The sequence below is a fragment of the Betaproteobacteria bacterium genome, assembly GCA_016720855.1.
GTDB lineage: Bacteria > Pseudomonadota > Gammaproteobacteria > Burkholderiales > Usitatibacteraceae > FEB-7.
In genome coordinates, this window is record JADKJU010000002.1 from 1 (window position 1) to 16,413 (window position 16,413).

The 16,413-nt window shown below is 65.9% G+C and carries 14 protein-coding genes; all 14 read right to left on the reverse strand.

What is annotated here, in order from left to right; translation table 11 throughout:
* Nucleotides 1-903: hypothetical protein (locus tag IPP91_07290; protein MBL0141867.1), on the reverse strand; the 903-nt coding region annotated here is incomplete at its 3' end.
* A 1-nt stretch (nt 904) separates the two neighbouring features.
* Nucleotides 905-2,884 (reverse strand): asparagine synthase (glutamine-hydrolyzing), encoded by a 1,980-nt coding sequence (gene asnB / locus IPP91_07295; GenBank protein ID MBL0141868.1) that lies wholly within the window; start codon nt 2,882-2,884, stop codon nt 905-907.
* Nucleotides 2,885-4,888 carry an asparagine synthase (glutamine-hydrolyzing) gene (asnB, locus tag IPP91_07300; GenBank protein MBL0141869.1) on the reverse strand — a complete coding sequence of 668 codons (2,004 nt, stop codon included), beginning with the start codon at nt 4,886-4,888 and terminating at the stop codon, nt 2,885-2,887.
* Nucleotides 4,889-4,904: 16 nt separating this feature from the next.
* Nucleotides 4,905-6,278 carry a class I SAM-dependent methyltransferase gene (locus IPP91_07305; GenBank protein ID MBL0141870.1) on the reverse strand — a complete coding sequence of 458 codons (1,374 nt, stop codon included), beginning with the start codon at nt 6,276-6,278 and terminating at the stop codon, nt 4,905-4,907.
* Nucleotides 6,275-6,877 (reverse strand): hypothetical protein, encoded by a 603-nt coding sequence (locus IPP91_07310; GenBank protein MBL0141871.1) that lies wholly within the window; start codon nt 6,875-6,877, stop codon nt 6,275-6,277. The genes IPP91_07305 and IPP91_07310 overlap by 4 nt, the downstream gene beginning before the upstream one ends.
* The gene (locus IPP91_07315) at nt 6,874-7,662 is read right to left on the reverse strand and encodes a class I SAM-dependent methyltransferase (protein MBL0141872.1); all 789 of its coding nucleotides are present in this window, start codon (nt 7,660-7,662) and stop codon (nt 6,874-6,876) included. Before IPP91_07315 ends, IPP91_07310 begins: the two co-directional genes overlap by 4 nt.
* A gap of 3 nt (nt 7,663-7,665) precedes the next feature.
* Nucleotides 7,666-8,394 (reverse strand): phosphocholine cytidylyltransferase family protein, encoded by a 729-nt coding sequence (locus tag IPP91_07320; GenBank protein MBL0141873.1) that lies wholly within the window; start codon nt 8,392-8,394, stop codon nt 7,666-7,668.
* Complete coding sequence (locus tag IPP91_07325) at nt 8,391-9,020, reverse strand: gamma-glutamyl-gamma-aminobutyrate hydrolase family protein (GenBank protein ID MBL0141874.1); 630 nt, start codon at nt 9,018-9,020, stop codon at nt 8,391-8,393. The genes IPP91_07320 and IPP91_07325 overlap by 4 nt, the downstream gene beginning before the upstream one ends.
* Nucleotides 9,017-11,338, reverse strand: coding sequence for a phosphoenolpyruvate synthase (locus IPP91_07330; protein MBL0141875.1), 2,322 nt, complete (start codon nt 11,336-11,338; stop codon nt 9,017-9,019). The genes IPP91_07325 and IPP91_07330 overlap by 4 nt, the downstream gene beginning before the upstream one ends.
* A 9-nt stretch (nt 11,339-11,347) precedes the next feature.
* Nucleotides 11,348-12,097 (reverse strand): methyltransferase domain-containing protein, encoded by a 750-nt coding sequence (locus IPP91_07335; protein MBL0141876.1) that lies wholly within the window; start codon nt 12,095-12,097, stop codon nt 11,348-11,350.
* Nucleotides 12,094-12,627, reverse strand: coding sequence for an adenylyl-sulfate kinase (locus IPP91_07340; GenBank protein MBL0141877.1), 534 nt, complete (start codon nt 12,625-12,627; stop codon nt 12,094-12,096). The genes IPP91_07335 and IPP91_07340 overlap by 4 nt, the downstream gene beginning before the upstream one ends.
* Nucleotides 12,628-12,631: 4 nt before the next feature.
* Complete coding sequence (locus IPP91_07345; protein MBL0141878.1) at nt 12,632-13,789, reverse strand: hypothetical protein; 1,158 nt, start codon at nt 13,787-13,789, stop codon at nt 12,632-12,634.
* Between the two features lie 40 nt (nt 13,790-13,829).
* A complete protein-coding gene (locus tag IPP91_07350; GenBank protein ID MBL0141879.1) occupies nt 13,830-15,605 on the reverse strand; it encodes an ATP-binding cassette domain-containing protein in 1,776 nt (591 codons plus the stop codon).
* Entirely contained in the window at nt 15,598-16,413 is an 816-nt protein-coding gene (locus tag IPP91_07355; GenBank protein ID MBL0141880.1) for an ABC transporter permease, read from the reverse strand. Before IPP91_07355 ends, IPP91_07350 begins: the two co-directional genes overlap by 8 nt.

Genomic DNA, 16,413 nt, shown 5'->3' on the forward strand with positions numbered 1-16,413 from the left:
GTCGCTCACGACGACGATGAGGTTCGCCGCGGCGAGGCACAGGTCCTCGATCTCCTCGGCGAGCGCGCCGCGCGCGGGCGCACGCCCCCAGTGGCGGTCGACCCAGATCTCCGAGCCGTTGTACTCGAGCACGAGGGGCACGCCGAGGTCGCGCGCGAGCGCCACGCCCGCGAAACTGTTGAGGCCATAGCGCACGTAGAGGAAAGCCGGGCTGCGCCCCGCCAGCGCCTCGAGCACCATCCGTCGCGCGCGCGCGTTGAAGGCCAGTGCCGGCATCTCGAGGTAATCCCAGTGGCGCTCGTCGGGCAGGACCAGGTGGAACTCGTGCGCGGCGGAAAGCAGCGGGTTCGGTGCCGGAGCGAACACCAGCGGTGGCTCGAAGAACTCGCCGAGGCGGTTCACCACACCCGCCATGTGCGTGACCGAGCCGCCCGCTGCCGCCGAGAGCCACAGGTCCGTCTTGAGGAACACCGGCGGGCCGGGCTTGAGCGCGAGCGCCCGCGGCCCCGCGTCCACCCACTCGCGCAACTCCGTCACGGACCGACTCACCTCGGCGAGGATGCGGTGACGGGCGAGCCCGTCGGCCAGCAGTCGCAACGCGAGTTTGGCGAGCAGCCGCGGCCCGACGGCCACGGCGCCGCCCCCGGGGTCGCGGATCCAGCACCGGCCCCGCGACAGCAGGCGCAGCACCACCGCCACGGCGAATGGCCGGGGGCGCCGGCCCGCCCAGGGAACGACGAGCCCGACCTCGCGCCAGCCGAAGAGCGCCCCCCGAAGCCACCGCAGGTCCCGCACCTGCTCGATGAAGGCCGGAAACTGCATCAGGTCGGCGCCGGCCACGTCCACGTCGGCGGGCACTTCCCCATCGCACACGATCAGCCGCGGGATGCCCGGAGAGACCACGCTACCGGCCCGCGAAGGCGCCCGGCTCGACCCAGCGGTCGTGCCACGCGCACAGATTGTGCAGCGCCCACAGGTTCGTCGCGTAGTCGCGCCGTCCCTCGCGGTGCGCGCGGAAGAGGTGCCGCACATACGCCGGCCGGAACCAGCCCTTCGCGAAGAGCGTCGATTCGAGGATGCCGCGTTCCACGCGCTCGCCGAATTCGCCCTTGAGCCATTGCGCGACGGGCGCCCCGAAGCCGACCTTCGGCCGGTCGATCACCTCGTCGGGCACCAGCCCCCGCACCGCCCGCTTGAGGATCGCCTTGGGCACGCCGCCCGCCGTCTTCCACGCCGACGGCAGTGCGTAGGAGGCCGCCACGAGGCGGTGGTCGAGGAACGGCACGCGCGCCTCGAGGGAATGCGCCATGGTCATCTTGTCCACGCGCATGAGCAGCAGCTCCGGCAGGCGGTACTCGAACTCGCGGTTGATCATGCGTGCGAGCGAGTCTCCGGGCGCAGCGCGGGACACCGAGTCCGCGGCGCGAACGAGCGCGAAGCTGTCGTACTCGCGCCAGGCCGAGTCGTCGAGCAGAAGGTCCGTGGGCCCCTGCCGCGGCAGCGCGTCGCGGTCGAGAAGTAGCGACTTCTGCGTCTCCCAGAAGGTGATGGCCCCGCCCCAGAAAAGTTCGCGGTCGCGCGCGGCGCGGTCGAAGGCATCCGCGACACCGGCAAGATCGGGCCACCAGCGCATCGCGCCTCGCGCGATTCCCGCCGCGAGCGTGCGCAGCGGACGCGGCACGAGGCGCCGGTACGGATCCCAGTAGCGCCGCTCGATGTCGAGGTAGTGCAGGTATCCGTCGTAGCCCGCGAACTGTTCGTCCGCGCCCTCGCCCACGAGCACGACCTTCACGTCGCCTGCCGCGAGCTTCGCCACGTGCCACAGCGGGAAGCAGACCCAGTCGGCGAGCGGCTCGTCCTGGTGGTAGAGGATCTCCTCCCACGAGGCCTCCAGCGTATCGAGCCCCACCACCACTTCACGGTGCTCGGCGCCGAAGCGCTCGGCCATCTCTCGGGCGCGATCGCGTTCATCGAGCGCGGGGAAGCCCTCGTAGCCGACGGAGAAAGTGCGCACGCGCCCCGGCACCACGGAAGACAGCCGCGCGAGGAGCGCGCCCGAATCCACGCCCCCGGAAAGAAACACGCCGATGGGCACGTCCGCCATGCAGTGCTCGTCGAGCGCGTCGTAGAGGATCTCGCGGACGCCCTGCGCCGCCTCTTCCGGCGTCGCGGCCCCCGGCCCGGCGGCTTCCGGCATGCGCCAGTAGCGGCGGACGCTCGCCTTTCCGTCCCGGGCAATCGTGACGCTCGTCCCCGGTGGCAGCTTCTGGATGCCCGCGAAGAGCGTCATGGGCGCCGGCGCCGCCATTCCCCCGAGGTAGTGGTACATCGCGTGCGGGTCGATCTCCCGCGGCACGCCGGGCACGCGCAGGATGGCCTTGATCTCGGAGGCGAACACGAGCCGCCCGCCGCCCTGCCACACGTAGACCGGCTTGATGCCGACGCGGTCGCGCGCCAGGTGCAGCACGCTCGCGTTCGCGTCCCACAGCGCGATCACGAACATCCCGCGCAGGCGTTCGAGCATGGCGTCCCACCCCCACGCTTCGAAGCCCTTCACGATGACCTCGGTGTCGGCGTGGTCGGTGCGGAATCGCTGCCCGGCCGCTTCGAGTTCGCGTCTCAGGGCACGGTGGTTGTAGATCTCGCCGTTGAAGACGACGGTGACGGTTCCCGCCTCGTTCGCCATCGGTTGCGCCGCCGCCGCAGCGAGATCCACGATGGAAAGGCGGTTGTGCACCAGGCCGAGCCGGCGGTCGGGCGCCATCCACAGTCCGAAGGCGTCCGGACCGCGGTGGCGAGTGGCCTCTCCCATGCGCTCGAGCGTTGCGCGCTCGACGGCCGGTCCCGCCGGCGAGTACTGGAAGATGCCGCCGAGGCCGCACATCTACAGGCAGTCCGCCCGGCCTTCGATCCACGACGCGTGCCAGAGCACGGCATTGAGGACGGTCCAGACCTGGAAGCTGTTGCCGCCTTGCCCGGCCATCGTCCGCTTCATCATGCTCTCGAAGTAGGCGTCGTCGAAGAAGCCTTCCTTGCGCAGGGCGGAGCGCCGGTACGCGGCGAGGCAGCGCTCGCCGAACTCCTTCTCGCGGAACCACTGGTCCATCGGCGCGCCGAAGCCCTGCTTCTTCCGGTAGATCATGTCACGGTCGAGGTAGGGCTCGGCCGCCTTCTTGAGGAGCCACTTGCCCTCGCCGTCGCGAAGCTTGTACTCGGGCGGCAAGCGCGTGGCGAATTCCACGACGTCGTGGTCGAGGAACGGCACGCGTGCCTCGATCGAGTGTGCCATGGTGAGCTTGTCCACGCGCATGAGCAGGTGCTCGGGAAGGCGAAGCTTCATCTCCATGTAGGGGATCTTCTGCAGCACCTCGGGATCGACGAGATGCCCGGCGAGCGGGCCGAGATAGTGCGAGACGACCGCGTGACTGTCCACGCTGCCGAATGCTTCCGGCATCAGCCCGGGTACGGGGCACTCCACCGGCTGCGCGAACATTTCGGGGTGCGGCGTGAGCTGTTCGCGCGCGGATCCCCACCAGCAAACCGCGCCGCCCCAGAAAAGTTCTTGCCCGGCCCGCGCGCGTGCCGCGATTTCCGCGTCCTCGGGCGTGAGGCCCGTGGCTGCGCCGGATGCTGCGTGAAGGAGCCGCTTCCACCATGGCGGCGGGCCCGCGAGCGCGGGCTTGTACACGCTCTCGTACTTCTGGCGGTAGTGCTCGCACCACCAGTAGCCGAGGAAATTCTCGTCTGCGCCCTCGCCCACCTGGACGACTGTCGTCTTCGTATCCTTCACCAGCTTCGCGAGGAAGTAGAGCGGGATGCAGACGTTGTCGGCGATGGGCTCGTCCTGCAGCTGCACCAGCAGGGGCAGGAACTCCTGGGCATCGCGGTGACTGATGATCGACTCGTGGTGATCCGTCTTGTAGCGCTCGCTCACGCGCCGCGCGAAGCGGAATTCGTTCGTGTCCTCCTGACCCTCGTAGCCGATGGTGAAGGTGGTCACCGGCCGGTCCATGAGCTCGCTCATGAGCGCCACGTTCATGCTGGAGTCCACGCCGCCGGAGAGCAGCACGCCGAAGGGCACATCCGAGACCATGCGCCGCCTGATCGATTGCTTGAGGAGCCGCGTGAGTTCGGTGACCGCGTCGGCCTCGCTGAGATCGGCGGTCGTGAGCGTCTTCTCGCGGTCGGGTTTGCAGTCCCACCACTGCTTCGCCGTCGCGCGGCCCTCGTGGTCGATCGTCATGCGGTGGCCCGCGGGCAGCTTGAAGATGCCGCGGAAGAGCGTCATGGGCGCGGGGGTCACGATGAACGTGAGGTAATGCCAGAAGGCGGCCCGGTCCATCTCGGGCGACAGGTCGGGGTGCGCGAAGAGCGCGCGGATCTCGGAGGCGAAGAGCCATTCGCCGCGCCCCGTCCGCGCGAAGTAGAGCGGCTTGATGCCCACGCGGTCGCGCACCAGGTGCATGGCCGGGCGGTTGCGGTCGCGCGCGTCGTACACGGCGAAGGCGAACATGCCGTGGAAGCGCTTGACGCAGTCCAGGCCCCATTCCTCGTACGCGTGCAGCAGGACCTCGGTGTCCGAGTGGTCCGTCGTCCAGCGGTACTTGCCCAGCGCCTCCAGCTCGCGGCGAAGCTCGGCGTGGTTGTAGATCTCGCCGTTGAAGACGACCTGCACGCTGCCGTCGCCGTTCGCCATCGGCTGCAGGGCCGCGTTCGACAGGTCGATGATCGACAGGCGGCGGTGCACGAGGCCGCATCTCCCGTCGGGAGAGCGCCACAGGCCCACGCCATCGGGGCCGCGGTGCGGCATGCGGTCGCGCATGGCGGCGAGCACCTCGTCCGGGCAGACATTGGCATTGGGGTGGAAGGCGCCGGCGATGCCGCACATGGATGATTCTCCCGGGCTATTTCCGTCCGACGATCCGGGCAAGGGTGCCGATCGGGTCGCGCAACGCTTTGAGCGCGCGCCGGATCTGCAGGTACTCCTGGTCGGAGCGCACGAGACGCTCGTGGGTCTCGCGAAGTTCCGCCTCTGCAGCCGCTAGCTTCGCACGAAGCTCCTCTTCGTTCGAAAGCGGCGGCATGAGAGCCTCGGCCTGCGCCGCAATTCGCCCATGGCGCAAGCGGCGAAGCTCGGCGATCGGCGCGGTCAGATGCCCGGCCGACTCGCGCCGGCAGGCGACCGCGAAGAGAATGGGCGACAGGAGCGCGAGGCGTTCGATGAGCGAGACCGCGGGGCCGATCGAGGTGAGAACCTCCGCGGCTGCTGGCGGCAGCCCACCGTCGACCGGATTGCCCGCCAGCAGGTCGGCCGCTCCCCGGTGGCCGCCTACCGCGTAGGATGCCAGCTCGAGGAGATTCATGCCGTACTGACAGTCGATGTCGAGGAGGGTGAGGCCGTTTCGCGCCAGGAGCTGCTCGAGGTTGGCCGGCGAGAAAAGATTGATGTGGCCGGCGGTGTCGAAGCCACCGTTCACGAACGCGCAATCGGCGCGCTGCGCGCGCACGAGCGGCGAGAGCTGATTGGGTACCGTGAGGGCGACGAGACCGTCGGCTTCGAGGACGGAGGCGGCCGAGCGCAGCGCAGCGCCCGGGTCGCCGATGTGCTCGAGGGACTCCCAGAAGCTCACCAGGGCGAAGCGCTCATCCGCGCGAAGCGCCTCCACGGGCCGGACATCCAGCCCGTTGCGCTGCCCGATCTCGATGCACTCCGTGGACGACTCAACTCCCGTGCCCGCGAGGCCCAAGCGGGAAGCCGCCTGCAGCGAGTGGCCGAGCCCGCAGCCCACGTCAAGATAGCGCCCTCCGTTGCCGTCCGGCAGCAACGGCAGCAGCGTCTCGAGGTAGCCGCCGATACGCTCGAGGTCGACAGCGACGTTCTCCGGCGACGACCGCTTCGCAAAAGTGCGCGCGCTCACCTCCCGCGCCTCGGGACACGCGGCGAAGAAGCGCTCGAATACTTCCGCCTCCACGACCAGCGGAACGTACCAGCACTTGCACGACTCGCACTCGACGAACGGGTAGCCGTCGTAGGACTCGAAGAGCGCGCGGCGCCGGTCGGCTCCGCACGTCGGGCAGGACCTGGGCCGCATTTTCGTGAGGAACGCGCGCCCGTGGTGGTTCCAGAGCGCGACGGCCTCGGCCCAGTCCGCCTGCGTCGTGTTGTTGAAGGGCGTGGTGAGCGACACGCCCGAGGCGGGCTGCGCCTGCGGTTCGCGATGGAGATGCTCGCGGGCAAGCTCGAGCAGCGCCGAAGTCAGCCGGTCGACCGTCGTCACGGCACACGCCTCCAGCCCGCCGCTCGCTGTCCCGGCAAGCGGGCGAGCAAGCTGGCAAGGGTGAACACGGCTCGCACCACGAGCCGATACGCGCGCAGCCGCCGCGGGCGCGCGTGGAGACGATCCCGCAACAGGCGCGAATCGAGCACACGCATCGTGCCATATGCTTCGTCCAGCGCGAGGTAGAGCGCCGGGATGCGTCCGACCAGTTCGGCCACCGCGGTTTCTAGGGGGCGCTTCACAAGCACACCGTAAGCGTCATATGGAGCGCAGGATACGATGATTCGCGGCGGCGGATCGAGCGCGGCCAGCCTCGAAACCACGCCCGCCCAGTCGCCCATTCGCCAGCCGGGAAACGTCACCGGCATCACGCCGGGACGCGCGGCCACGGCCCAGGCGCGCACGGCGGGAAGGGCCGCTTCCGGCGCGGCGAGATGCGCGACGCAGCCCGGCAGGTGATCGAGCCATCGCGCGGCAGCCGCCTCGCCTGCGGCCGTCTCGTCATCGATCAGGACAAGCGCCGCGACGGGCCCCGAGTGGGTGACGACCGCCGCCAGGTCGCGCAGGAACGCGGGCGTGGGGAAGTTTTCGCGTTTCATTTCCACGCGCGGATCCACAGGAAAAATCCGAAGCGCTTCTCAAGCCAGGCACGCGCAGTCCCGTCGCGGGGGAGGCCGATTTCCGGAATCTGCTCCGGCGTGAGGCAGGAGGTGCGGTACTCGATGCGGGAGAACGCCCCGAACAGCCCGGGCAGATCGCGCGGGCCATAGTGCCATGTCTTCGGGTAGCCAATTCCGTCCGTGTACCAGTCGAGCACCGTGTCCCGGCCGAGCACCGCATTCTCACCCAGCGCCCAGCCGTAGTAGAGGCGTGTCTTCAGCCAGTAGTGAAGGCTCGACCGGTTGTAGAGCATGATTGTCGTTGACCCGCCCGGCCGAAGGACGCGGTGAATCTCTGCTAGTGCCCGACCGATCTCTGCGAATAGCAGCAGCACCCCGCACGAGTACACATGGTCAAAGCAGGCCGCCCCGAAAGGCAACGATCGCGCGTCAGCGCGAAGAATGCGTGACTTCGCGCCCAGCGCCTTCAACATTAACGAAGTGATCACGCAGTGCTTCGGCGTAAGGTCAATTCCGGTAGTGCACGCGCCCTGCGAAGCAAACATGTAGTGGTCGCTCCCTTGCCCAACGCCAACTTCGAGGACGTCCTTGCCTCGAAAGCTGGAAAATTCGGCCATATCGGGAATGTGTGGGTAGAGCTCGTACCGATGGCGAAGTGCTGCACGAAAATAATCTTCGGTGAGATCAGGAAACCGCTCGCCGAGGTATCGACGCGCAAGCTCCTGATCTGATGATTGGTAATAGTCGACGACTCTGGTTGCCACGGGTCACACCGTCCGCAAGCCCTGAAAGACCGCCAAGTCCTCTTCCGAATCTACCTCGCCCCACGGCTCGTCGTAGGGCAATGCAACGATAGGGACTCGCCCGGCGTCAATGACCCGTTGAAGTGTTCCGGTCATGTGTATGCGATCGCGATCCGCCTCGGGCAGCTCGGAACACACCCGCTCGATTTCGTTCCAGCCTTCCGGAGCGATTCGCAAGAGACCCATGTACTGCCCTTGCACCTCCTCGACTGAGTGCGGCTTGTTCCCGATTTCCGCGAGCGTGCCGTCAGGGTTCATTCGGAACGTCTCGGCGTCAAGCAGCGGATCACCGAATCGGTCCTTCCACAATGAAAGCCAGTTGCGGTCGTAGGTCACGGCCAGCGCCGCAGGGCAGTTCGTGAGCGCCACGACCGCCTGCGGAGCATAGAAGATGTCCGAGTAGCTCACCACGCACGGGCCCTCGATCAACCACTCACGGGCACAGGCTAGGGAGGAAACCATGTTGGTCTCCGCCCACCGCGCATTGTGGAATTCCGCGAGCCCCCGCCCTGCGAGTAATTCCCGCTGGTAGCCAGTGACAATCCCAATCTGCGCGATGCCGCCGTCGCGCAGGGCCTGCAATTGCCATTCGAGAAGTGGCCTCCCGCGCAATTCGACCAGACACTTCGGGCGATCGTCAGTGAGCCCTTTCATTCGGCTACCGCGTCCGGCCGCGAGGATGATCGCCTTCACGCTCGCGCTTCCAGCCGGAACAGGGCGCGCGCCCGGTCGATGTTCCAGGCCGCGAACGATTCCTCGCGCTCGGGATGCCACATCCACCCCTCCCAGCTGCGAGCCAAATGGCGGATCGCCTCGATCTCGTCATCCTCGCTGGACGCGAGAACCCCGTAGCCTGCGGGGCACTGAGCCAGCGCCTGGCCATGGTAGCTGTTCACCTCTTCACTGATGGCCCCCCGAAGCGCATGCCGCACGCGAACGTGCCCGGCCACCGGTTTAAGAGATGTTCCCGCGAAGACCGCCAACATCTGCATCCCACGGCATATGCCGAGCACGGGCAGCGCGTGATCCTGCGCATACACAAGCAAGGTCCTCTCCGTCGTGTCGCGCTCCGGAATGTGCCCGACGTCGTTTCCCCCGGACAGCACGATGGCGCAGGGCCGCGTGGCTTCGAGCCAACGACTCAGTTCCTGCACCGCCTCCTCGGGTGCCGCCGCCAGCCAATTCGGGACCGGAATCGGAACCAGCCCGACCGTCACGAGCCATCTCGCGAGCCGCTGGTCCAGCGCATCGCGCCGCTCCGTCCGGTCGGCGTGCACATCCACCCGCTGGCTCACCGCGGCGATGGGACCGATGCTCACGCGAGGATTTCCACGCGTTTGCCCGCGCAGTCAACCTGCAAGCGCCGCGCGGACGACCACCGCCGGAAGAGAACTTCACCGGCCCCGATGACTGCGGGAAGGCCCAACTCGCCGGCCCGGATCGCCATGTGCGAATTCGCGCCGCCCCAAGCGGTGATGAGGCCCGCAATCGGGTAAGAGAACAACCAGTCGAATCCGGGATCGGCGCTGGGAATGCACACGATCGCTCCCGCCAGGGACGCCCGGTCCTCGTAGCGGGTCACGGGAGCCGTGACCTGGCGCTGCGTGATGAAGTTGGGGGATGCGTCAGGCCATCGGAATCCCCATATAGAATCGGGATCTGCGATCACGGGCGGAAGGGAAAGTGCGAGCGTTTCGCGGTGACGAGCCTTACCATGTTCAATGCTGATTTCGAGCGCCTGCCGGGGATCGGACGCAGCCACGTGCAGCTCCTGAAACACGCCGATATCGCAATAAGCGAGGTCCGCTCGCGAGAGGCCAAGCTGGTCGCCGAATTCAGCAGCGAGGGAAAGTGCATCCGAGAGGTTTCGGGTAAAGTGAAATTTCGCGGACTCTCGCAACTCGATACCGGCCTGAAGGAACTCGAAGAGTTCCACCGCGTCCGGATGGAGCCCGTGAGCTTCAAGCTGCCGGACCACTTCCCGCATCTGCGGCAGCGTGACGGAAAAGCGCCCCGCGGGCCCCGGTGGCGGCGGACGCCGATCCCAGTCGAAATAGAGGTCCGGCGCTTCGTCGTAGCGCGGCGAGAGAATGTCGTAGGTCCCGGGACGCAGATGCCCGTACTCAGCCAGGAACTCCCGCTTGCCGAGCTTCGACCGGTCGCCGGCGAGCTGGCTGCTCACCGTCGATACGCCACCCAGGAACGCATCGTAGTCGGCGTCGGTGAACACGCCCGTGGCAACGAGCGAACGCAGCATCTGCACGGCAATGAATCCCGCGCGCGCGAGCCCAGCAAACGGCAATGTTCCGTATCGCTTCGCGTCCTCGAGCAGCCAATAGATGCGTTCGAGCGTGTCTGCGCCCGACGACATCAACTGCTCGCGGCGTGCGCGAAGGATATCGAGCTTTGCGGCATCGTGGCGCCAGAGCCCCTCCTTGGGATGGACGATGCGGTTGGTCAGGCGCCGCAGGCTGTCGGCGATGGCCTCGCGCTCCGGCCCCGTGAATCCTGCGTCGCCCAGCCGCGCCATCCGCTCCGGGAGATCGAGCGTATAGCAGGAGAACACGATCTCGAACTCGACCTTGTCGTGCAGGGCGGGCTCGGCGAGGAGGCGGTCGATGTAGTGGTCGACCAGCCGGCCGGCCAGGGCCTCGTCCAGATCCGCCGGGATGAACGAGTTGAACGACAGCCGGACGTCGATGTACGGCAGCCCGAAAAAATGCGGCATCAAAGGAAAGCTGCGCAGGTTCCGGTAACCGTAGTTGTGGCGCTGATATGCCCAGATGGCGTCCGTCACGAGGTCGCGATAGAGGGAAAGAGCGAGCGGCTTCGGACGTACGCCGATGATCTCGGCGGGATTCCAGTCCGGCATGACGCCGTAGACGGTGCGACGACCCATGAGGAACGGATGCGGGCGCATGCCGCGCACGACCTTCTCGTGAATCTGCCGCAACCGCATCTCCTGCACGGCCTCGTCCTGCGGCGGCTCGCGCAGCACGAGCGGACGCGCCTGGAGCAGCCACAGCGTCTCGCCCGGGTCGCCTGCGGATCGCGTGAACGCGAACTCGCAATCCACTGGGACGCCGTCGCACAACGCGAGCAGGTCCTCGAGCAGCGCAATCACGGGCGCGATGCCGGCCGGCGGATCGATAGGCGAACGCGCGGCTTGCTGCCACGAATGCCCCCCCATTCCGCGGGTCACGATTCCAGTGTCCTCGCCCTCCGCCCAGTTGATTACGCGATACGGCGCGCAGGTATTGGGATCGTGGGAGAAGGCGACGCCGGAAGTGACCACGTAGCGGAGCATCGGCTGGATAAGAACCTCATCCTCCTGGGTCGCCGCGCCGTAGGATGCGATCACCCTCTCGATCGCATCCCGAAGCTGTGCGGGGGCGATATCGGGGACGGACAAGAACGCGCCGGCATTCGACTTTCCGGGTCGATCTTCGCGAACGCAGCTTGATCGCACGATCATGCTGTCGACGCAAAGGCTTGCTCGGACGCGGGCGAGACATTCGTCGGGTCCAGATAGCCATTCCCGCACCGTGATACATACCTGCGGGGCGATCCGGGCGGACCGCAACCGCCCTTCGAGAGCGGCAAGCGTTCCAGCCTTGGTCGAGAAGACGACGGACATGATCCTGGCTCAGGTCCGCCGTGCGACCCAAACGTGCGTCGAATAGGGCACTCTCACGATCCCTTGCGGAAGTCCCGACACGTAGCCCGCAATCTCCTCCACGACGGCGCCGAATGCCGGCCCCGCTTGCCTCTGCAGGGTCGCATGGGAACGCCAGGCCTCGATACACTCGGCCGCTGTCTGTTCGTGGACCACGCGCGAATCCAGATGAACAACGGGGCCGAACAGGCCGCTTGCATCGATCACCGCGGTCTGGTCCTCGCGTCGGGTCCCGTACCCATAGTCGGGCACGCTTCCCTTGATGAGCGCCTCGATACGGGCCTGCACTGGATCGTCAAGCTGCCGATGATTCCAAAGGCAGGCGAACCAGCCCCCATGCCCAAGGATGCGGGCCGATTCCTTCAGTGCCGCCGGGCGATCGCAGACATTGAAGGAACTGCCGAAAGTGACGGCGCGAAACGCGCCGGAAGGCTGGCCCGTGTTCTCACCGGTCCCCTCGTGCCAGCGGACGCCCTCCAGGTGCTGCGTGCGCGCAATTCCGTGGCCGCGCATGGCGTCATTTGGCTCGACAGCATCCACGAAGAGTCCGCGCTTGGCGAGGGGAAGCGCGAGGTGCGCGACGCCCGCGCCGACGTCGCAGACGCGATCGCCGCGTCGGACTGTCATCACCGCGAGCATCGCGTCGATGGCCGCGTCGGCGTAATCGGGGCGCTTCAGGTATGCATCCGCGAGCGCCGTGTAATCCCACTCAGTTTTCAAATTGTTCCCTTCCCCTTCAAACGTTCGAGCAGTTCGTCGGCCAGTGCTTCTGGCGCGCGGGCCGCATCGAACTCGACAACCCAATCGGCCTCCTGAGGCTCGTCTACGGGCAGGTCCAGGCCCGCCACGTCTGCCAGTTCACCCGAGTCGAAGCGCCGGTAGATCCCCTTGGGATCCCGGCGCCGCAGTTCCTCCAGCGGCACCTTGAGGTAAACCTCGAAATAGCCCGGCAGGTTCGCCCGGTTCCACCCATGCACCTCCCGAAACAAGGAGATCGTGGCGATGACGACCGTAAGATCCTGCGACGCCAGCAGCCGGCACAATCGGGCATACCGCATCGCGAGTGCCAGCCGGGCTTCGCGATCGTGGCCGGCAGCCGCCTCGCTTCCGGCACTAAACATCTCGCGCAATTCGTCGCCGTCCAACGCCACGACGGCCAGGCCGCGCCGGCGCAGCTGCCCGGCGACCTGGCTTGCGAGGGTGGATTTGCCCGATCCGGACAGCCCGGTTATCCAGATGCAGGTTGTCATTGTCTCATTGGTTGCGGTAGGAGGTTCGTTCTCGAAGCGCGCGCAAAAACCGACTGCGCTCACGCCACATCGATTCGCGCGCCACGTACCGGCCCTTGCGTCGATCCAGCCGGTCGGCGAACCAGAGTGCCCAGGCCGGCAAACGCGCGGCCCAACGGGCCCTACCCTCCCCGAGCCGAGGGTAGCCCGCCTCGGCGCCGATTCGACCTGCACCCAGTTCGAAGAACACGTGATCCCGGTTTATCCACGAAGGTTTGCGAATCGCCCGGGGCGGCTTGGGTCGACGTCTCGGCTCCGTGTAGGAATCACCCCACCAGGGCAGGCCGTACGCTGTCGGCTCGAGTACTTGCGGGGCGTCCACCGACACGCCGATCCATCGGCAAGCTGCTCCAACCTCCGAGACGGGATCTTGCCGCAGCGCATCAAGATGTACCACGCGAGTGTCCAACTCGCCGGAGCGCAGATATTCCAATCGAAGCCAGTCCTGGACGAGAAGTCGCATGTACAGTTCGAACCAATCACCCGCCTCAGTCGGGGACGCACAGGCCTTTTCACAGAAGGCCTCGGTGGAGTCGATGGTGTCCACCGGATTACGGACAGACACAATGATCTTTTCGGGGCGAATCAGGTCAATGCCGCGCCACGGCAAGTGCGGCTCAATGTTGTAGGTTTCGACGAGATCGTCGGGCCAAAGCCAATCTCCATGGTGCAGGTGGATGAGCATCGCCCGAGTGTTCGCCGTGCTCCAACCGAGGCAGCTTGCCAGCGAAGCGTGAATTGCGGCAACCAGATTCCGGGGGTTACGCTCCGCCCGCGGAAGCGCGGCGGTCATGGCCTCGAGGAACCGGTCGCGGTCGACGGTAACCACGGCGCGCATGTCCTCTCCAAGCCGCCCCCCGTGAATGACGGAGCGGCTGGAATCGAAGAGCGCGTGATGTGCGGGAAAGTCCAAGAATGCTTTGCCGAGATCGGCGCCATCACGGCTCGCGAAGTCAGTGTTGGCCGCCAGGAAGTCGAATAGCTTGAAAGTGTGGGGCCACTGCAGGATCTCATTATGGCCGTCGAGAAACGCTTGGACCAGCATGGACCCGCTACGGCCCGTGGCCACGAGAAACACCAGCGGCAGCGCAGCCAATCTGCCGACCTCGGCGGGGGTGGGCAACGGCGCTTTCCGAGGCGCTTCCGGGGTGGCGTTCACTCCTTCAATGGCCCTGTACGCTTGAGCGCGTCCACGCGCCCGTACCCACGAAGGCCGCGCCCGTCGCGAGCAGGCCTCCCTCGACCACGAACTCGGCCACGTCGGGCAAGCTGAGGTAGACGTCCTCGTTCACCGAATAAAAGCGCGTCTGCTGCCGACTGAAGTAGCCGTTCTTGGCGATGAAGATCCAGACGTCGAAGCGGCCGGTGCCGAAGAGTAGCGGATCGACGCGCAGCATGATCGTCCCCTTGCCTTCGCGCGCATCAAGAGATATGTCTCGGGTCATGATCCGGCTGATCGGCTCTCTTGTGCCGGCCCGGAAATACACGAGGCAGATGTCCGGGCGTTCTGAGAAGTCCCGATCGACGACCTCGTATGTCATAACGAAGGAAGCAGCCTTGCCGTGCTGCAGCTTGCGGCTTGGCGTTCCGAGGTCATCGAGAATCTCGAAGTGGCGGATAGCGATGGCACCTGTGCCATGCGCACCATCCGCTGAAATCCCGGATCCGACGTTTCCCGAGGTCGGATCGCGCTCTTCGATCCTGACGAACTCCACCGTCACGTGTTCCTTCGCGGCTCCCAGCGAGCCCCGGAACTCAATCATTCGCTGCTGGGCGAACATCCGGCAGGAAAGCATCGCGGGGCGATCGCTCGCGCAGCTCAAGGCAATCCCGAGCTGATGGCCCGGAGCCACCTCCCCGCGGCCGATCTCGAGCACCGCAACCGCCTTGCGGAAGATGCCGAAGCCATTGATCCACCGCCCACGCACTCCGCCAAGCGTCTCTGTCCGACCCCAGCACGAACCCGTTTCGACGAGCCCGGGGCCGGAAACCATGGCCTGCGGTTCGCATTCAGCCGGACGCAGCGTCGCCAACGCAACGCCCGATCTCATGAGTGCCAGCGATGCCACGTGGATGGAAACCGGATTTCCGGTGTCGTCGCAGGCCGAAAACTCGAGCAGGACGCGACTACTGCCCGCGTCGTCTGCCGCGCGAATCGCCGATAGTGTCTTCAGCCGAAGCCGCTCCTCCTCCTGCAGGCGGATCGAATCCTCGTAAGCGCGCATCGCCGCTTCCGGCGAACCGTCGAGGAGGATCTGGCCACGGTCCAGCCAGACCATCCGGTCGCACAACCGCGATGCCGCGTAGATATCATGGGACACCAGGACAATCGTCGTCTGGTTCTTTTCGCACATCTCGCGGATGCGGTCGAAGCTCTTCTGCGCGAAATAGGCGTCACCCACCCCCAGGATCTCGTCGAGCACGAGCAGCTCGGGGTCAATGGCCGTCGAGGTGGCGAACATCAGACGCGCGACCATGCCGGTCGAGTAGGTCTTGATTGGCTGGTCGATGTACTCTTCCAGTTCGGCAAACTCGACGATTGCCCCAACTCGCGACTTCGCTTTGTCGCCCGAAATGCCGAGGTGCGCAAGGTAGGCTAGCGCGTTCTGACGCCCAGTAAAATCCGGGTGAAACCCCGCACCGATCTGAAGGAGCGCATGGGCTCCCTGGCTAACCTCGAGGATGCCCGACGTCGGCTCTATCACCCCCGTAATCAGCTTGAGCAGAGTGCTCTTCCCCGCACCGTTGCGACCGATGAGGGCGACCCGCTCGCCGCGTCGGATCGTGAGGCTCACGCCGTCGAGCGCACGATGCTCGGTATAGGCAGCCGGATTGCGCAGCAACCCGAGCATGTCGAGCACCCGATCGCGAGGTCGCGTATACAGCCGGTACGTTTTCGACAGGCCTTCTGCCCTGACGATGAAATCTTCTTTACTCATGGTCTGCGAGGACAGCCTTAAACCGCTCGAAAAACGCGGTGCCCGCCCAGTAGCTCGCGAACGCTATCAGGACGAATCCACCCATCGGGATTGGGGAAGGGGATTGTCCCGCGAGAAGGACTTGGCGGTATGCCTCCACCATGTAGGTAACCGGATTCAGATCCACCAACATCATGAAAGGTTCTGGAATCATTTCGCGCGTATATCCGATCGGCGAGACAAACATCAGCAGCATCAGAAAAAGATTTACGAAGTAGCTCACGTCAGTGAGTGCGACGGCCAAGGAGGCAAGAACAAGCACGATGCCCACCAGCATGAGAACCTGAAGCGCCACCAAAACTGGCAGTAAGAGCGCCTTCCACGCGAGATGGCCGGATGCGGCAAGCAGCGCGAGAAGGAGCGCAAGACTCACCATCTGCGTGGCAAGACTCGCCAACACGCTTCGGACGGGCACGAGTTCAATGGGAAGCATCACGTTCTTGACCAGGTGCATGTTCTGCTTGATGCACAACGTTCCGGCCGACAACGCTTCCGAAAGGCCAATGAATGGAATGAGACCACAGAAGACAAACAGCGCGTAGTCGAATCCCTTGTACTGCGGCAACTGCATGCGGAACACCACCGAATACACGAACAAGTAGATAGCCAGCAGGAGCAGTGGATGGAGCAGCAGCCACAGCATTCCGAGCACGGAGCCGGAATAGCGCTTCTCCAGTTCGACACGTGTCACGGCAACGAGCACCTTGCGGTACCGCCATGACAGCCTAAGGAGCGCGGCTGGCGCGAAGGATTGCCTGCGATCACTCAT